General features: G+C 61.8%; 21 protein-coding genes. 13 read left to right on the forward strand and 8 right to left on the reverse strand.

Annotated features, from left to right (window positions below):
• Positions 1 to 109: 109 nt before the first annotated feature.
• Entirely contained in the window at positions 110 to 1327 is a 1218-nt protein-coding gene (locus AACH87_RS16155; RefSeq protein WP_338795508.1) for an MFS transporter, read from the forward strand.
• 9 nt (positions 1328 to 1336) lie between these two features.
• Here the strand turns inward: AACH87_RS16155 and AACH87_RS16160 are convergent, their stop codons facing one another.
• Entirely contained in the window at positions 1337 to 1483 is a 147-nt protein-coding gene (locus AACH87_RS16160) for a hypothetical protein (protein ID WP_338795509.1), read from the reverse strand.
• Positions 1484 to 1608: 125 nt separating this feature from the next.
• Here AACH87_RS16160 and AACH87_RS16165 point away from each other — a divergent pair, with 125 nt between their 5' ends.
• From AACH87_RS16165 to AACH87_RS16185, 5 genes are all read left to right on the forward strand, one after another.
• A complete protein-coding gene (locus AACH87_RS16165; protein ID WP_338795510.1) occupies positions 1609 to 2163 on the forward strand; it encodes a class I SAM-dependent methyltransferase in 555 nt (184 codons plus the stop codon).
• A 30-nt stretch (positions 2164 to 2193) separates the two neighbouring features.
• Entirely contained in the window at positions 2194 to 3090 is an 897-nt protein-coding gene (gene dapA, locus AACH87_RS16170; RefSeq protein WP_338795511.1) for a 4-hydroxy-tetrahydrodipicolinate synthase, read from the forward strand.
• A gap of 34 nt (positions 3091 to 3124) precedes the next feature.
• The gene (bamC, locus tag AACH87_RS16175) at positions 3125 to 4222 is read left to right on the forward strand and encodes an outer membrane protein assembly factor BamC (RefSeq protein WP_338795512.1); all 1098 of its coding nucleotides are present in this window, start codon (positions 3125 to 3127) and stop codon (positions 4220 to 4222) included.
• Positions 4223 to 4352: 130 nt separating this feature from the next.
• Positions 4353 to 5138 (forward strand): MBL fold metallo-hydrolase, encoded by a 786-nt coding sequence (locus AACH87_RS16180; protein ID WP_338795513.1) that lies wholly within the window; start codon positions 4353 to 4355, stop codon positions 5136 to 5138.
• 91 nt (positions 5139 to 5229) lie between these two features.
• Entirely contained in the window at positions 5230 to 5634 is a 405-nt protein-coding gene (locus tag AACH87_RS16185) for a YkvA family protein (protein ID WP_338795514.1), read from the forward strand.
• 121 nt (positions 5635 to 5755) lie between these two features.
• On the opposite strand, the gene AACH87_RS16190 is transcribed toward AACH87_RS16185, so the two are convergent.
• The 3 genes from AACH87_RS16190 to AACH87_RS16200 form a co-directional block, all read right to left on the reverse strand.
• Positions 5756 to 6025, reverse strand: a complete 270-nt coding sequence (locus AACH87_RS16190; protein ID WP_338795515.1) for a hypothetical protein — start codon at positions 6023 to 6025, stop codon at positions 5756 to 5758.
• A gap of 250 nt (positions 6026 to 6275) precedes the next feature.
• Positions 6276 to 6815 carry a hypothetical protein gene (locus AACH87_RS16195; protein WP_338795516.1) on the reverse strand — a complete coding sequence of 180 codons (540 nt, stop codon included), beginning with the start codon at positions 6813 to 6815 and terminating at the stop codon, positions 6276 to 6278.
• Positions 6812 to 7951 (reverse strand): cupin domain-containing protein, encoded by a 1140-nt coding sequence (locus AACH87_RS16200; protein ID WP_338795517.1) that lies wholly within the window; start codon positions 7949 to 7951, stop codon positions 6812 to 6814. The genes AACH87_RS16195 and AACH87_RS16200 overlap by 4 nt, the downstream gene beginning before the upstream one ends.
• Positions 7952 to 8004: 53 nt before the next feature.
• Between AACH87_RS16200 and AACH87_RS16205 the strand changes: the two genes are divergently transcribed.
• Complete coding sequence (locus AACH87_RS16205; RefSeq protein WP_338795518.1) at positions 8005 to 8529, forward strand: FKBP-type peptidyl-prolyl cis-trans isomerase; 525 nt, start codon at positions 8005 to 8007, stop codon at positions 8527 to 8529.
• A 66-nt stretch (positions 8530 to 8595) separates the two neighbouring features.
• Here AACH87_RS16205 and AACH87_RS16210 read toward each other — a convergent pair whose 3' ends face one another.
• The 3 genes from AACH87_RS16210 to coaBC form a co-directional block, all read right to left on the reverse strand.
• On the reverse strand, positions 8596 to 9096 hold the full coding sequence (locus AACH87_RS16210) for a glycine zipper 2TM domain-containing protein (RefSeq protein ID WP_338795519.1): 501 nt from the start codon (positions 9094 to 9096) through the stop codon (positions 8596 to 8598).
• Positions 9097 to 9295: 199 nt separating this feature from the next.
• Positions 9296 to 9742, reverse strand: a complete 447-nt coding sequence (gene dut, locus AACH87_RS16215; protein ID WP_338795520.1) for a dUTP diphosphatase — start codon at positions 9740 to 9742, stop codon at positions 9296 to 9298.
• 139 nt (positions 9743 to 9881) lie between these two features.
• On the reverse strand, positions 9882 to 11096 hold the full coding sequence (coaBC, locus tag AACH87_RS16220; protein ID WP_338795521.1) for a bifunctional phosphopantothenoylcysteine decarboxylase/phosphopantothenate--cysteine ligase CoaBC: 1215 nt from the start codon (positions 11094 to 11096) through the stop codon (positions 9882 to 9884).
• 116 nt (positions 11097 to 11212) lie between these two features.
• On the opposite strand from coaBC, the gene AACH87_RS16225 reads away from it, so the two are divergent.
• The 6 genes from AACH87_RS16225 (at position 11213) to AACH87_RS16250 (ending at position 16409) form a co-directional block, all read left to right on the forward strand.
• Positions 11213 to 12871 (forward strand): CTP synthase, encoded by a 1659-nt coding sequence (locus tag AACH87_RS16225; RefSeq protein ID WP_338795523.1) that lies wholly within the window; start codon positions 11213 to 11215, stop codon positions 12869 to 12871.
• A gap of 10 nt (positions 12872 to 12881) precedes the next feature.
• The gene (gene kdsA / locus AACH87_RS16230) at positions 12882 to 13739 is read left to right on the forward strand and encodes a 3-deoxy-8-phosphooctulonate synthase (RefSeq protein ID WP_338795524.1); all 858 of its coding nucleotides are present in this window, start codon (positions 12882 to 12884) and stop codon (positions 13737 to 13739) included.
• Positions 13740 to 13742: 3 nt separating this feature from the next.
• Positions 13743 to 14033 (forward strand): DUF1330 domain-containing protein, encoded by a 291-nt coding sequence (locus AACH87_RS16235; RefSeq protein ID WP_338795525.1) that lies wholly within the window; start codon positions 13743 to 13745, stop codon positions 14031 to 14033.
• Between the two features lie 128 nt (positions 14034 to 14161).
• Positions 14162 to 15448: a phosphopyruvate hydratase gene (gene eno / locus AACH87_RS16240; RefSeq protein ID WP_338795526.1), complete on the forward strand. Its 1287-nt coding sequence runs from the start codon at positions 14162 to 14164 to the stop codon at positions 15446 to 15448.
• A 95-nt stretch (positions 15449 to 15543) separates the two neighbouring features.
• A complete protein-coding gene (locus AACH87_RS16245; RefSeq protein ID WP_338795528.1) occupies positions 15544 to 15822 on the forward strand; it encodes a septum formation initiator family protein in 279 nt (92 codons plus the stop codon).
• A gap of 50 nt (positions 15823 to 15872) precedes the next feature.
• On the forward strand, positions 15873 to 16409 hold the full coding sequence (locus AACH87_RS16250; protein ID WP_338795529.1) for a hypothetical protein: 537 nt from the start codon (positions 15873 to 15875) through the stop codon (positions 16407 to 16409).
• Positions 16410 to 16449: 40 nt separating this feature from the next.
• Here AACH87_RS16250 and AACH87_RS16255 read toward each other — a convergent pair whose 3' ends face one another.
• Entirely contained in the window at positions 16450 to 16941 is a 492-nt protein-coding gene (locus tag AACH87_RS16255) for a CZB domain-containing protein (RefSeq protein WP_338795530.1), read from the reverse strand.
• Positions 16942 to 17017: the final 76 nt, after the last annotated feature.

The raw sequence follows: 17017 nt of genomic DNA on the forward strand, positions 1-17017 counted from the left end.
CAGGTTGAGCGGCAAGCCCGCGCAGGCCCAGGCCATCCGACCCCGCTGGCAACTGTATTGGTCAACCGTGTACCAGCGCGTTTCACGCAATCTCGCTACATTCCGGTGCATGCATATGAATCCTCCCAAACTATCCATGGCCCAGGTGCTGGTCTGCGGGGCAGCCATCGTGACTTTGTCCATGGGCATCCGCCACGGGTTTGGCCTGTGGCTGCAACCCATTACGCAGGAGATGGGATGGACGCGGCAGTCGTTTGCCTTTGCGATTGCGCTGCAAAACCTGTCTTGGGGCTTGATCGGCATCTTTGCCGGCATGGCGGCCGACCGGTTTGGGGCCTTCAAGGTCTTGATGGGCGGAGCCGTGCTATATGGGATGGGGCTGGCAGGCATGGCCTTGTCTCCTACGCCGCTCATGTTTGCACTGACTACCGGGATGCTGATTGGCGCAGCCCAGGCGGGCACCACCTATGCGGTGATTTATGGCGTGCTGGGGCGGCAGATTGCCCCTGAAAAGCGGTCCTGGGCCATGGGGGTGGCGGCCGCGGCGGGCTCATTCGGGCAGTTCCTGATGGTGCCTGTGGAGGGCCAGTTGATTGCCAGCCTGGGCTGGCAGCAGGCCCTGCTGGTGCTGTCGCTGGCGGTGCTGATGATCATCCCGCTGGCGTTCGGTCTGCGGGAGCCCGGCTTTGAAGGCTCTGCCGCTCCCAAGCGGGAGCAGAGCATTGGTCACGCGCTCAAGGAAGCCTTCAGCTACCCGAGCTTCAACCTGCTGATGGCGGGCTATTTCGTGTGCGGTTTCCAGGTGGTGTTCATCGGGGTGCACATGCCCAGCTACCTCAAGGACCATGGCCTGTCGCCCCAGGTGGCCAGCTACGCGCTGGCGCTGATCGGGCTGTTCAACGTGTTTGGCACCTACATCGCAGGCACGCTGGGGCAGCGCATGCCCAAGCGCTTCATCCTGTCGTTCATCTATCTGGCACGGGCAGTAGCCATCAGCATCTTCTTGCTGGTGCCGCTGTCGCCCCTGTCGGTGTACGTGTTCTCTGCCGTGATGGGCGCGCTGTGGCTGTCTACAGTGCCACCCACCAATGCCACCATTGCCCAGATTTTTGGGGTGCAGCATTTGTCCATGCTGGGCGGGTTTGTGTTCTTCAGCCACCAGATCGGCAGCTTCATGGGCGTGTGGCTGGGGGGCTATCTGTATGACGCCACCGGCAGTTATGACATCGTCTGGTACATCGCCATCGCGCTAGGCGTGCTGGCCGGTCTGGTCAACCTGCCCATCAAGGAAGCGCCCCTGCAGCGCACCCAACCCCATCCCGCCTGAGCATGAGCACTACATGAGCACCACCTCATCCACGCCCACAACCCCAGTGCGCAGCCGCGGGTGGCGGGTGTTGGGGTGGGCGGCAGCCATCGGCGTCTGCGCACTGGTGTTTGCTATGTATACCGTGCCGGACTTCATGGTCATGGTGGCGGACAAGGTGTGGTCCTGCTTCTGAGGCTTGCTGTGCGCTGCCTGTGAAACAGTGGCACATTGGTGAATAAGAGTGTTTTTGCTGGCTGGCGCTTACCCATCAAGCGCAGGCAGCTATCAAATCAATAGCAATGCACGGAACTGAAGCTCCTTCCCCATGGGTCCAGCGCTGGAGCCACCTGATCCCCGCTGGCAGCGAAGTTCTGGACGTAGCCTGCGGTGCAGGCCGCCATATGCGCTGGCTGGGCAGCCTGGGCTACCGGGTTACGGGCATTGATCGCTCTGCAGAAGCGCTGGCGGCCTGCGAGGGCCTGGGCACGCTGGTGTGTGCAGATATTGAAAATGGCCCCTGGCCTCTGCCAAGGCGGACGTTTGGCGGCGTGGTGGTGACCAATTATCTGTGGCGCCCGCTGATGCCCGTTCTGCTGGATAGCCTCGCCCCGGCAGGCGTGCTGATCTACGAGACTTTTGCGCACGGAAATGAATCTGTGGGCCGCCCCAGCCGCCCGGATTTCCTGCTGCGCCCTGGTGAGCTGCTACAGGTTTGCAGCGGCCTGCGCATCGTGGCGTACGAAGACGGCTACCTGGAAAACCCCGCCCGTTTTGTGCAGCGCATCACTGCGGTACGGGAAACACCTCAGGGCCCAGCCCCTGCGCGTCACAGTCTGTGCCCCGCGTCTAGTTAGAATGCCCTTTTACCGTTTCCTTCTGCGGACATGACATCTTCTTCCGTGCCCCTTACCGGCAGCATCGTCGCCCTCGTCACCCCCATGCACGAGGACGGTAGCGTGGACTACCCCACCTTGCGCAAACTGATCGACTGGCACATCGCCGAAGGCACAGATTGCATCGGCGTGGTGGGCACCACGGGGGAATCGCCCACCGTGAACGTGGAAGAGCACTGCGAAATCATCCGCGTGGCCGTGGAACAGGCCGCCAAGCGCGTACCCATCATGGCGGGCTGCGGGGCCAACTCCACCGCCGAAGCCATCGAGCTGGCCAAATTTGCCAAGAAGGTGGGCGCAGACACGCAATTGCAAGTGGTGCCCTACTACAACAAGCCCACGCAAGAAGGCCAGTACCAGCACTTCAAGGCCATCGCAGAGGCGGTGGGTGACTTGCCCACCATCCTGTACAACGTGCCCGGCCGCTCGGTGGCCGATATGCAGCATGACACCGTGCTGCGCCTGGCCCAGGTGCCCGGCATCATCGGCATCAAGGAAGCCACGGGCAACATCGAGCGCGCCCAGTGGCTCATCCGTGAAGCGCCCAAGGGCTTTGGCATCTACTCGGGCGATGACCCAACCGCCGTCGCCCTCATGCTCTGCGGCGGCCACGGCAACGTGAGCGTTACTGCCAACGTAGCACCCAAGCTGATGCACGAGCTGTGCAAGGCTGCCATTGCGGGTAACGTCAAGCGTGCCATGGAAATCCAGCTGCAGTTGCTGCCCGTGCACAAAAACCTGTTCGTGGAAGCCAATCCCATTCCCGTGAAGTGGGCCATGGCCCGCATGGGACTGTGCGGCGGAACCATGCGCCTGCCCATGACTCCACTGTCCCAGAGCAACGAAGCCGTGGTTGAAGCTGCATTGCGCAGCAGCGGCCTGCTTTGATCCGCCCCCTCACAGACATTCCAAGGATTTCCGAGTGAAAGCAAATACCCGCCTGGGCCTGCTCGCCCTTGTTGCAGCCCTTTCAGCATGCTCGACCCTTGAGGGCGACAAAATCGACTACAAGAGTGCCACCAAGGGTTCGACCCTGGAAGTGCCTCCAGACCTGACCCAGCTGGCCAAGGACTCGCGCTACGCCGTGCCAGGGGGTGCTGTGTCGGCAGCAGCCCTGCAAGCCAGCCAGCAGGCAGCACAGCCCACAGCAGCCAGCCAGACAGCCGCCACCGCGATTGGCGATGTGCGCATTGAACGCGATGGCAACCAGCGCTGGCTGGTCATCAACCGCCCGGCCGACAAACTGTGGGAGCCCGTGCGTGACTTCTGGCTGGAAAGCGGCTTTATCTTCACGCAAGAACAGGCCAATCTGGGCATTCTGGAGACCGACTGGGCGGAAAACCGCGCCAAGCTGCCGCAGGACATCGTGCGCTCCACCATCGGCAAAGTGTTCGAATCGCTCTACTCCACCGGTGAGCGCGACAAGTTCCGCACCCGCCTGGAGCGCAACGCCAATGGGGGCACAGACATCTACATCAGCCACCGCGGCATGATCGAGGTCTACACCAGCACCCACAAAGACCAGACGATCTGGCAGCCTCGCCCGGCCGATCCTGAGCTGGAAGCCGAATTCTTGCGTCGCCTCATGGTAAAGCTGGGCGTCAGCCAGGAACAATCCAAGGCGATTGCCGCCAGCGCGCCCGCTCAGGTCACACCAGCAGCCCGTATTGCCACCGTGAACAACGCCCCAGCCGTGCAGCTGGACGAAAACTTCGACCGCGCCTGGCGTCGCGTAGGTCTGGCACTGGACCGCACAGGCTTCACCGTGGAAGACCGCAACCGCAAGGACGGCCTGTACTTCGTACGTTACGTGCCCCCCAATCCGGACAAGAAAGAGCCCGGATTCTTCAGCAAGCTGTTCGGCAGCTCTGCGGCGGCCATTCCACCGATCAAGTACCGGATTGCTGTGCGTAGCGAGGGCAACTCCAGCACCGTCTCCGTCCTCAACGAGGCGGGCAATCCTGAAACCTCTGCCAACGCCGAACGCATCGTACGGGTGATTGCGGACGAGCTGAAGTAAGGCTCTTCAGGGGCTTCGGCCCCTCCAACGAAAGCCCCGCAGCCCCTTAGGAGCCCGCGGGGCTTTTTATTTTGATGAACATACGGGCTGCCAGCATATTGCACACGGTAGCGCCCAACAGGATCGATGCATGCTGCGCCTTAAAAATCTGGGCAGTGGCAGCTCAGGCAACGCCACGGTGATTGAAGGCAGTGATGGCCTCCACACGCGGCGTCTGCTGGTGGACTGCGGGCTGGGGATACGCCAGCTGGAAGCACGGCTGGGGCAGGCGGAACTCACGCTGGCCGATATCGACGCCTTGTTCATCACCCACGAACATGCCGACCACATCGGCTGTGCGCTGTCTGTCGCCAGCAAGCGCGGCATCCCCGTATGGATGAGCCACGGCACCCACACCGCCCTGGGTGCACCTGATCTGCAAGGTTTGCTGCATATTGCGCACGACATGCAACCCATCGACCTGGGTGCATGGCAAGCTACACCTTTCACCGTGCCCCACGATGCCCGAGAGCCTTTGCAGCTGACTTGCACCGATGGCGACGTACGCCTGGGTGTATTGACAGACCTGGGACATATCACGCCCCATGTGCTGGACCAGGTAACGGACTGCCATGCGCTTTTTCTGGAATCCAACCACGACACCGCGATGCTGGAGGCGTCCCACTACCCTGCCTTTCTCAAACGCAGGGTCGGCGGAAAGTATGGGCACCTGGCCAATACTGCTGCGGCTGATCTGCTCTCCACAGTGCGCCACCCGGGGCTGACCCAGGTCATCGCAGCGCACCTGAGCGCACACAACAACACGCCAGAGATGGCACGCAATGCACTGAGTACCGCCATGGACTGGCCGCCCGAGCAGATCGAGGTTGCGCATCCGATCAACGGAACGCACTGGATTCGCGTGCGCCCCAGCTGACTTCAAGACAGTCTCGCGGGAGTATGGAGCGCCAAGGGAGAGCTCGGGGTCTTTCAAAACCCTCACACCGCGGCAGAACGACAATCGGTGCATGGGCATGCATCTGAAGCTGAAAACCTGGGCCCAGCGAATCAAGCGAGATGGCGTGACTTTATGGTTCGCCTGCAAGCACCCGGCAACGCCCTGGTATGTCAAAGGCATGGCGGGCTTTGTTGTGGCGTACGCACTCAGTCCAGTGGATCTCATACCAGACTTCATCCCCATCCTGGGTTACCTGGACGATGTCGTACTGCTACCCTGCCTGATCTGGCTGACCATCCAGCTGTTGCCTGAATCGGTTCTGCTGGCCAGCCGAGCGCAAGCAGATGAATGGATGCTCAAGCACACACGCAAACCCCGCAGCCTGTGGGGAGGCATTGCGATTGTGGCCGTGTGGATAGCAGCTCTCGCTGCGCTGGCTCTGTGGCTTTACAGCAGACTCCAAGAGACTTTTTGAGAACCAAGCTTTACCCGTCATCTTGCGGACAGATAAAAAACAAAAGCCCCGCTTCTTGCGAAAGCGGGGCTTTGGAGAAGAGAGTTTGCTGCCGCGTGCGGCAACAAACTCTGTCCGTCAATTACTTGGCTTGCGAAGCGCCGGTGGCAGCAGCAGCGGCTGTGTCAGCAGCAGCCTTGGCAGCGTCAGCAGCAGGAGCAGCGTCGGAAGCAGCGGCAGCAGGAGCGGCTTCGGAGGCAGCAGGAGCGGCTTCAGAAGCAGCAGGTGCTGGAGCAGGGGCGGGAGCTGCTGCAGGTGCAGGAGCTGGTGCTGGAGCGGGTTCTTCCTTCTTGCCACAAGCGGCGAGAGCAGCAGCAGCGATCAGGGCGGCCAGAACGACGGAGTTCTTCATTTCAAATTTCCTAGTTGGACAGACAAAAAGCTTGAAAAGCCACAGCGACCGGCGCTAAAAGCCCTGGTACGCATTGGCGCAATGCACTTGAGGGTTGCACCATTTTCGGGCGCAGCCATAAATTATATTGGTATTTAGTCAATAGTGGCTAACACCGAAAAAAGGTTTACTGCAAGTTGACATAGGCACCGATGCAACACTGCCTTCTGTAGCAGTGCTCCATTGTGGGGATGCGCTGGCAGCACGGGCCTTAGAGACCCAACGTCGTGGCCGGAAAACCCGGCGCGCTTTTGCTGCGAATCCACTCGCTCAGCGACTCATGCACCAGAACACGGCGCTCGGGCTCGGTGCCCGTGACACCTGCGCACCGTTGCGTGTCCAGCCGCTGCATCACCCACACGGGAGACCACAGCACGCTGGGCAACTCCAGCGGATCCGCCGAAGGACATTTACGGCAGGTGATGATGTGATCCCAGGTGCCTCGCCACTGCACAAAGCGGGCATGACGGCGAATCACATCGTCGTAACTGCAGGCCAGCATGGTGAATTTGCGACCACTGCGGGCCCAGGCTTGCAGGGATTCCACCACCGCCCGCTCGCCCAACGGCCAGTCGTGGAAATTGGCGTCACTGACCAGCAATTCCGGCCACCCCTCGCGGGCCGCAGCAGCAAATGCGTCTCGCACCATCTGCAAAAAGGCTTCGCGGCTGCTGAATCTGCCCGCGGGCAGCCCGTGCGCAGAAGACCCTGGTGAGGGCTGAGAGGAAGGTGTACCGGAAGCTTGCGTCATGGTGCGAGATCGATGTCCGCGCAGGGCTGCGCCCAGCCATCATCGCACCAGGTAGAGATCAGCTCCAGCGCATCATCGCTGGCGCGGGCAAGATCCTTGGCACTGAGATAACGCTGATTGGCCAGGCGACGCATCAGCGTTGCGTCCTTGCCTGCGGCGCGATAGCTTTCTCCGTTGATGAAAACATGGTGCGCGTCGTACATCATGCGGGTGCGTCGATCCAGGCGAACGGCTTCCATCATGCCCCCCGACCCCTGGGCATCAAACCAGACGTTGGGCTTGGGCTCCGTCAGATATTCACCCAGTGCGCGCTCCAGTGCCAGCGGCTGAGCCAGCGCACGCTGCAAAGCCGCTTGGGCAAACCCCTGCAGACTGGCCGGTATGGCTCCAGGCTCAGACACAGCCTCCTGCTTGGGATCGCGGTACATCTGCACCTGCTCGTCATCGGCCGCATCTTCCGACAAGCGCACCAGCAGCTCCTGCGCCAGCTCCGCGCGGGCCGGGGAACGGAACCCGATGGAATAGGTCATGCACTCCCCTTCGGCAATGCCGTCGTGGGCGTAGCGCGGGGGCAGATACAGCATGTCGCCGGGCTCGAGGACAAACTCTTCTTCAGGCTCAAAGTCGGCCAGTATCTTGAGGGGGATCCCGTCCTTGAGACTCAGGTCCTTCTGCCGCCCAATGCGCCAACGCCTGCGCCCATGGGCTTGAAGCAGAAATACGTCGTAGCTGTCGAAATGGGGACCCACTCCACCACCGTCGGTGGCGTAGCTGATCATCAGGTCGTCCAGGCGGGCTTCCGGCACGAAGCGGAATTGCTGCATCAACTGGTGCACAGCATCGTTGTGCAAGTCCACGCCTTGCACCAGCAAAGTCCATTCACGCTGGGTCATGGCTGGCAGGGAACGGCGGGCAAAAGGGCCATGACGCAGTTTCCATGCGCCCTTGACCTGCTGTACCAAGCGCGACTCCACCGCCTCTTCCGCTGCCAGGGCGAACATTTCGGAGCGCAGTACCGGCGGCTTGAAGTTGGGGATGGCCTGGCGCACCAGTAAGGGCTTTTTGTGCCAGTGGCGGCGCATGAACTGCTCGGGAGTGAGCCCGCCCAGAAGGGATAAAGGTTGTTGGGTATCCATGGAAAGGCTGGTGCCCCTGGCGGGGCCATTGGTCAAACTGCGACAATTCTCCTATGGAAATTACCCAACAATGCGTGGTCGCACTGACCTGGACCCTGAAAGACACCCTTGGCGAAGAACTCGACGTGCTGGAGGAGCCCGTCGAGTTTCTGGTGGGTGGCAATGACTTGTTGCCCCGTATCGAAGAAGCCCTGCAAGGGCATTCCGCCGGGGCCAAGCTCTCGTTGCATCTGGAGCCCGAAGATGCTTTCGGCGATTTCAACGATCAGCTGCTCTTTCTGGAGCCCCGGCAGCTTTTCCCTGCGGAGATTGAAGAAGGCATGACGTTCGAGGGCTCTGCCTTGCCCGAGGGTTGCAACCCTGACGCACCGCGCAGCGGTCTGTACACGGTGGCAGAAATCTACCCCGAGCATGTGGTGCTGGACGGCAACCACCCATTGGCAGGCATTGCGCTGCGCCTGCAGGTGAAGGTGGAATCGGTCAGGGAAGCCACCGAAGAGGAGATAGGCAAAGGGACGACCGGCACCGGCTTCTTCCGCATTGAAGCCCAGGCGCCGGGCAATAACCTCCTGCACTGATAAAACAAAACCACCCCTTTCGAAAAGGGGCGGTAATAAACCTCAGCCAGAGAGGCTGGCAAGCCGTTATTGACGGGAAATCTGGCCGTTATAGAGCCGCACCCGGTCCCCAATGCGCAGGTCGCCAGGAGAGCTCACGTCATACACGCGATAACCGCCGCGATCCAGTTGAACGGATATGCGGTAGCTCTCGGCATAGCCGGAGTTGTTGTGACCTTCAATGGCGTTGCCTGCGACGGCGCCGCCAATCACACCCACAGCGGTGGCCGCAGCACGGCCTGAGCCCTTGCCCACCTGGTTGCCCAGAAGGCCACCAACCACTGCACCCAGCACAGCGCCGCCGCCGGAGGTTTGGCCAGAACCACGGCTTTGCAGCACTTCAATATTGGAAACGCGCCCAAACTCTGTACCTTGAGGGTAGTAGTTAGTGGTGGGGTAAGCGGGTGCAGCCCCTTGGTAACCACCGCCGTAGTAGTAGGGATCGGGACGGTTATGGCCGCAAGCTGTCAGGGCCAGGGCCGCCACTGCTGTGCAAGCCAGAGCGGCAGATCGTTCCAAAGAAGGCATCAGAATTCTCCTTGTAGGGGCAAAAAAGTTGCGGCACACCAACGGCACGCAACGCCTAGCCAGTGGGTACAGGTTACTTCAACGCGCCACATTCGGTGAGAGTGCACACGGCGCATCAAGGTGCCCGTAACAAGCTCTACCAAACGTAAGAAAAAGCTGACGAAGCCGCCGCCCTGTGCGCCCTGTGGATGGACAGTGATCAGGCTTTGCCCGTGGAGCCGTAGCCGCCCTCGCCACGCTCGGTGGCCACAAAATCCGTGACAACATTGAACTGCGCCTGCACCACCGGCACGATGACCATCTGGGCCAGACGTTCCATGGGCTCGATGGTGAAGGCCACATCACTGCGGTTCCAGGCGCTCACCATCAACTGGCCCTGGTAGTCACTGTCGATCAACCCGACAAGGTTCCCAAGCACGATGCCGTGCTTGTGCCCCAGCCCCGAGCGGGGAAGGATCAACGCGGCATAGCCGGGGTCCTTGAGGTACATGGCAATACCCGTGGGCACCAGTTGCCAGGCGTTGGGTTGCAGTGTGAGTGGTGCATCCAGACAGGCGCGCAAATCCAGCCCGGCACTGCCTGGGGTGGCATAGGCAGGCAGCTGCTCGGCAATGCGGGGGTCGAGAATCTTGATGTCGATCTTCATGGAGCGATCCGTTCAAACCATTGATGTTGTGAATGCCGCAGGGGCATGAAAAAACCTTCTGCATCGGCAGAAGGCCAAACAGGGGAAGTGCTGAGAGCGCGGAGTTTGCCGGGAAAAAACAGAGAACCGATCGACAGGATCAGCGCGACAACCGCCCGGCGATTTCAGTCACCAGCTGCTGGGCCAGAACCCGCTTGGAGGCACGCGGCAGTTCCCGATGCCCCTGCGCATCTACCAGCAGCAGCGCATTGTCATCCTGCCCGAAGGTGGCCGGGCCAATGTTGCCTACCAGCAAAGGCACCCCTTTGCGCGCGCGCTTGGCTGTGGCGTGTGCCAGCAGATCATGACTCTCGGCGGCAAAGCCCACACAGTACAAATCGCCCGCCTGCGCACGAGGCGACTGCGCGACCTGGGCCAGGATGTCGGGGTTCTCTACAAAATGCAGCGCTGGGGGCTGGCCGGAGCCATCCTTCTTGATCTTTTCTGTGGACTGCGTAGCCACCCGCCAGTCAGCCACCGCTGCAGTCGCTATAAAAACAGTAGCTGCCTGCGCTTGCTGCTCAACCGCCAGCAGCATATTTTGTGCAGATTTCACGTCCACCCGCTTCACGCCACGGGGCGTGGGCAGATGCACGGGGCCTGCCACCAGCGTCACATCGGCACCGGCCTCACGGGCGGCGCGGGCAATGGCAAAACCCATCTTCCCGCTGGAAAGGTTGGTAATTCCGCGCACGGGGTCGATCGCTTCAAACGTCGGCCCGGCGGTGATCAACACCTTGTGCCCCGCCAGCACCTTGGGGGTAAAGAACGCAATGACCTCGTCCAGCAGCTCTTCGGGTTCCAGCATGCGCCCGTCACCCGTTTCGCCACAGGCCTGGTCCCCACGGCCCACGCCCAGCACTAGGGCGCCATCGGCGGCCACCTGGGTCAGGTTGCGCTGGGTGGCGGGGTGGGCCCACATCTCACGGTTCATGGCGGGCGCAAGCAGCAGGGGCACCCGGTCGATAGGGCGAGCAAGGCACATCAGGCTCAACAACTCGTCTGCCCTGCCCTGCACCAGCCGTGCAATGAAATCGGCACTGCACGGGGCAATCACAATGGCATCCGCCGCGCGGCTGAGGTTGATGTGCGGCATGTTGTTGGGCTCGCGGGCATCCCATTGCGAGCCATAAACAGGCCGTCCCGACAGCGCCTGCATGGTGACCGGGGTGATGAACTGCTCGGCCGCCTCGGTCATCACCACCTGCACCGTGGCCCCGGCCTTGATGAGTTGACGACAGAAGTCCGCCGCCTTGTAGCAAGCCACGCCTCCACTCAGACCCAGAACAATGTGTTTGCCAGCAAGCTCATTCATGGGCGCGAATTTAGCAGACCCGGCACATGCACCCCGGCACGCTCAAGGTGTTGGAAGGTCAGGGGTCGCTGCCATGCCCCATCTATAATCCCAATTTCCCACCACCATAAAACGACATGACCAAATTTGTCTTCGTCACCGGCGGTGTGGTGTCTTCCCTCGGTAAGGGAATCGCCTCAGCCTCCCTTGCCGCGATCCTCGAATCGCGGGGACTCAAAGTCACCCTCATCAAGCTTGACCCCTACATCAACGTCGACCCCGGCACGATGTCGCCTTTCCAGCACGGCGAAGTGTTCGTGACCGACGACGGCGCGGAAACCGACCTGGACCTGGGCCATTACGAGCGTTTCATTGAAACGCGCATGAAGAAGTCCAACAACTTCACCACGGGCAAGATCTACCAGTCCGTGCTCGAAAAAGAGCGCCGCGGCGACTACCTGGGCAAGACCGTGCAGGTCATTCCCCACGTCACCAACGAAATCCAGGAATACATCAAGCGTGGCGCGGGCATCGACACGCCGGACGCCGTGGATGTAGCCATCTGCGAAGTGGGTGGCACCGTGGGCGACATCGAGTCCCTGCCCTTCCTGGAAGCCGTGCGCCAGATGAGCCTGCGCCTGGGCCCGAACAACGCGGCCTTCGTGCACCTCACCTACCTGCCCTACATTGCCACAGCGGGTGAGCTGAAAACCAAGCCCACGCAGCACACGGTGCAAAAGCTGCGCGAAATCGGCATCCAGCCCGATGCGCTGCTGTGCCGCGCGCAGCACCAGGTGCCTGACGAGGAGAAGGAAAAGATCTCCCTGTTCACCAACGTGCCTGAGTGGGGCGTGATCTCCATGTGGGACGTGGACACCATCTACAAGGTGCCCCGCATGCTGCACGAACAGGGCCTGGACGGCCTGATCTGCGACAAGCTGCGCCTGAACACGCCTCCCACCAACCTCAAGCGCTGGGATGCGCTGGTGCACGAGACCGAGCATCCGCAAGGCGAGGTCAAGATCGCCATGGTGGGCAAGTATGTGGATCTGTCCGACGCCTACAAATCGGTCAACGAAGCCCTCAAGCACGCAGGCATGCAAAGCCATGTGCGCGTGAAGATCGACCACGTGGACTCGGAAACCATCACCGATGCCAACGCCAAGCAGCAGTTGGGCCACTACGACGCCATTCTGGTGCCCGGCGGCTTCGGCTCGCGCGGTGTGGAAGGCAAGATTTCCACCGCCCGCTTCGCCCGCGAAAACAAGGTGCCTTACCTCGGCATCTGCTTAGGGATGCAGGTAGCCACCATTGAATACGCCCGCCACGTGGCGGGGCTGGAAGGTGCCAACTCCACCGAGTTCGATCCGCACGCCAAGCACCCGGTGATCGCCCTTATCACCGAGTGGAAGGATGCGGACGGCACCATCAAGACGCGCGATGCGAACTCTGACTTGGGCGGCACCATGCGCCTAGGCGCGCAGTCCTCTGACGTGCAAGCCGGCACCCTGGCCCACAGCATCTACGGCGATGTGGTCACAGAACGCCACCGCCACCGTTACGAAGCCAACACCCAGTACCTGGACCAGTTGCGCAAAGCGGGCCTGGTGATCTCGGCGCTGACACAGCGCGAGCAGCTCACCGAAATCGTGGAATTGCCAAACACCGTGCACCCCTGGTACATCGGCGTGCAGTTCCACCCCGAGTTCAAATCCACGCCCTGGAACGGGCACCCGCTGTTCAACGCCTTTGTGAAGGCAGCGGTGCAACACCACAAAGCGCCCCACAAAGTCTGAGGAAGTGACGATGCAACTCTGCGGATTCAACATCGGTCTGGACCAGCGTTTCTTTTTGATTGCAGGCACCTGCTCGATCGAGAGTCTGCAGATGTCGCTGGATGTCGCGGGGCAGCTCAAGGAAGCCTGCACCGCTCTGGGCATCCCGCTCATCTACAAAGGCTCGTTTGACAAGGCCAACCGCTCCTCCGGCACCAGCCAGCGCGGCGTGGGGCTGGACAACGGTCTCAAGATCCTGGACGAAGTGCGCCGCCAGACGGGCCTGCCCGTGCTCACCGACGTGCACGACGAGTCCCAGGTGGCCGAAGTGGCCAGCGTGGTCGATGTGCTGCAAACCCCCGCCTTCCTGTGCCGCCAGACCGACTTCATCCGCGCCGTGGCGCAGTCGGGCAAGCCCGTCAACATCAAGAAAGGCCAGTTTCTGGCCCCTTGGGACATGAAGAACGTCATCGACAAGGCGCGGGCGGCAGCAGCCGAAGTCGGCCTGTCGGAAGACCGCTTTCTGGCCTGTGAGCGCGGCGTGAGCTTTGGCTACAACAACCTCGTGGCCGACATGACCAGCCTGGCGGAGATGCGCAAGTCTGGCTCGCCTGTGGTGTTTGATGTGACCCACTCTGTGCAAAAGCCCGGCGGCCTGGGGGCCGTGAGCGGCGGCGCGCGCGACATGGTGCCCGTGCTGGCCCGCGCCGGTGTAGCGGTGGGCGTGGCAGGCCTCTTCATGGAAACGCATCCCAAGCCTGCCGAAGCCTGGTCGGACGGCCCCAACGCAGTGCCGCTCAAGCACATGAAGGCACTGCTGGAGACGCTGGTCGCGCTGGACGACATCACCAAGAAAAACGGATTCCTCGAAAACAACTTTGGAGCCTGAGACATGAGCAGTGGGTACATCATCGCGTCCGTAACCGTCACCAACCCCACGCAGTACGACGAGTACCGCAAGTGGAGCACGCTGGCCATGCAGGCCCACGGTGCAGAGGTGTGCGTGCGCGGCGGCAAGGTGGAAGTGCTGGAGGGTGACTGGAACCCCGGCCGCACCGTGATCCTCAAGTTCCCCACGTTTGAAGCAGCGCGCGCTTTTTACGACACTCCCGAATACCAGAAAGCCAAGGCGGCGCGCGAAGGCGCTGCCATCATGCGCATGGTGTGCGTGGAAGGCGTCTGAGCGGGCCCTGCGCGCCGGGCAGAAACTTTTTGCCCGCCACAGATTTGCTCTCTAATTGATAGCTGCCAGCGCTTTACCAACAAGCGCTGGAGCCCGGTTTGATTTGAAACTTCTGTAAAAGGAAAACCATGAGTGCCATCGTTGACATCGTAGGCCGCGAAGTGCTGGACAGCCGCGGCAACCCCACCGTCGAATGCGACGTGCTGCTGGAATCGGGCGTGATGGGCCGCGCCGCCGTGCCCTCGGGCGCATCCACCGGCAGCCGCGAAGCCATTGAACTGCGCGATGGCGACAAGAGCCGCTACCTGGGCAAGGGCGTGCTCAAGGCTGTGGAGCACATCAACACCGAAATCAGCGAAGCCGTGCTGGGCCTCGACGCTTCCGAGCAAGCCTTCCTGGACAAGACCCTTATCGACCTGGACGGCACCGAAAACAAGAGCCGCCTGGGCGCCAACGCCATGCTGGCCGTGTCGATGGCCGTGGCACGTGCTGCTGCCGAAGAATCCGGCCTGCCCCTGTACCGCTACCTGGGCGGCATGGGCAGCATGCAATTGCCCGTGCCCATGATGAACGTCATCAACGGTGGCGCGCACGCCAACAACAGCCTGGACTTGCAAGAGTTCATGATCATCCCCGTGGGCGCCCCCACCTTCCGCGAAGCCCTGCGCTGGGGCGCCGAAGTGTTCCACGCCCTCAAGAAGATCCTGCACGACAAGGGCATCAGCACCGCTGTGGGTGACGAAGGTGGCTTTGCCCCGAGCGTTGAGAGCCACGAAGCGGCCATCCAGCTGATCCTGCAAGCCATTGAAGCTGCTGGCTACACCGCTGGCGAGCAAATCGCCCTGGGCCTCGATTGCGCTGCCAGCGAGTTCTACAAGGACGGCCTGTATGTGCTCGAAGGCGAAGGCGGCCTCAAGCTCACCGCCCAGCAATGGACGGACATGCTGGCATCGTGGTGCGACAAGTACCCTATCATCAGCATCGAAGATGGCATGCACGAAGGTGACTGGGACGGCTGGAAGATCCTGACCGAGCGCCTGGGCAAGAACGTGCAGCTGGTGGGCGACGACCTGTTCGTGACCAACACCAAGATCCTGAAGGAAGGCATCGACAAGCAGATCGCCAACTCCATCCTCATCAAGATCAACCAGATCGGCACGCTGACCGAAACGTTTGCCGCCATCGAGATGGCCAAGCGCGCTGGCTACACCGCCGTGATCTCGCACCGCTCGGGCGAAACCGAAGACAGCACCATTGCCGACATCGCTGTGGGCACCAACGCAGGTCAGATCAAGACCGGCTCGCTGTCGCGCTCGGACCGCATCGCCAAGTACAACCAGCTGCTGCGCATCGAGGAAGACCTGGGCGACATCGCCCACTACCCCGGTCGCCAGGCGTTCTACAACCTGCGTTGATCGGAATCAGGGGCAGGACCGCCACAATCATCTGATCGGCGGCCCAGGCCCTCTCTCACGCCTCTTCGTCCACCTGCGCACTCACAGCCCCATCCATGAGCACACGCCTCATCCCCGTGGTTTTGCTGGCATTGCTGGCTGCCGTGCATGCGCAGTTGTGGCTGGGGCGGGGCAGCCTGCCCCAGGTGGCGGCCATGCAGCAAAAAATTGACGCGCAAAAGGCGGCCAATGCACAGGTGCGCCAAAGCAACGAGCGGCTGGCCTCTGAAGTCCATGATCTGAAGGAAGGTCTGGACATGGTGGAAGAGAAAGCCCGCAGCGAGCTGGGCATGGTCAAGCCCAACGAGGTGTACGTGCAGTTCACTCCGCGCTGACTGCAGCTGCCTCGCGGACCTCCCCCACACTCTTCTCTTCGCACACCCGCGTGCAACCCTTTAACGCATCGTCAGGCGCGCTCAGCACGCTCTGCATTCTGGGAGCCGCGCACTCAGGCGCTTCGGATCTGTTCCAAGCACTGTCAGCTCAGCTCGGTCAGAACTCGGCGCAGTGGAGGCTGCTCTACCTACCTCTTGCAGCCACTGCAACCATTGAGGTTCCCGCCGGAGCCACCGTTGTTCTGGCAGGACTGGACTGGCCAAGCCCCCACGCAGAACTGGACCGCAGACAGCGTGAAGACGCAGAGTTGCGCGCCCTGCTGCAGAGGCAGCAGCAGCCCTACCGCGTGATCTATGGCAACCCGGCACAAAGGGTGACGAGTGTGCTCGCCATGCTGCAGGCAGCACGCCCCACGGTGGAGCCCGCTGTACCCGCCGCGGCTGTGGAGGCTTCACCTCCAGCAGGAGCTGGCCCGACCGCCGAACGACGCGCCCGCATGCGCGCGTGGGGCTGCGAAAAGTGCAGCGACCCCGAGTGCGAACACCGTCTGTTCACCTCCCTGCGCGACGACGCAGGGGGACGTTAAGCGCGAGCCGCTGCAAGTCGCCACAAGTAGCCGCAAGCCGTCAGCGCAGCAGTGACTCACCGCCCTCCTGACTGACGCTGTGCCGAATGGACTTCAGCAACAGCACCACCTGGCTGGAGGCAAAACGGTAGCCCCCGTTGAGAATGGCCACCACACGATCCCATTCGCCCCGCTGGGCCAGGGTCACGATATCGGCCGCCTGTTCATGAAAATAGCGGTGCCTGGCCAGCAGCATGGGGTATTCGGGATGGTGCCCCAGCATTTCGCGACCCACCCCATGGAGCCAGCGGCCCAAGGCGCTGTGATCGTCGCGGCGGATCACCTCGGGATCGAGCCCCACTTGCGTGCGTCCCTCCAGGTAATCCATCAGGCGCGCTTTCCAACGCTCGTGGGCGTTGATGGCGGCATCCACATCCAGCGCAGCAGGCACGGAGTCCGCGGGCGGCGATCCCAGTGCCAAAGGCTGCGTGGAGCTTTCAGGGGCCACCGCACCGGAATCAGAGACGCCAAGAAGCCGGCGAAGAAAATCCATGCAAACCCTCCCTTGTGGGGAGAATCTTAGGGGAGCACCCGGAGACGATATGTCAACAATCGTCATCGGAAAGCCA

Source organism: Acidovorax sp. DW039 (genome assembly GCF_037101375.1).
Taxonomy (GTDB): domain Bacteria; phylum Pseudomonadota; class Gammaproteobacteria; order Burkholderiales; family Burkholderiaceae_C; genus Acidovorax.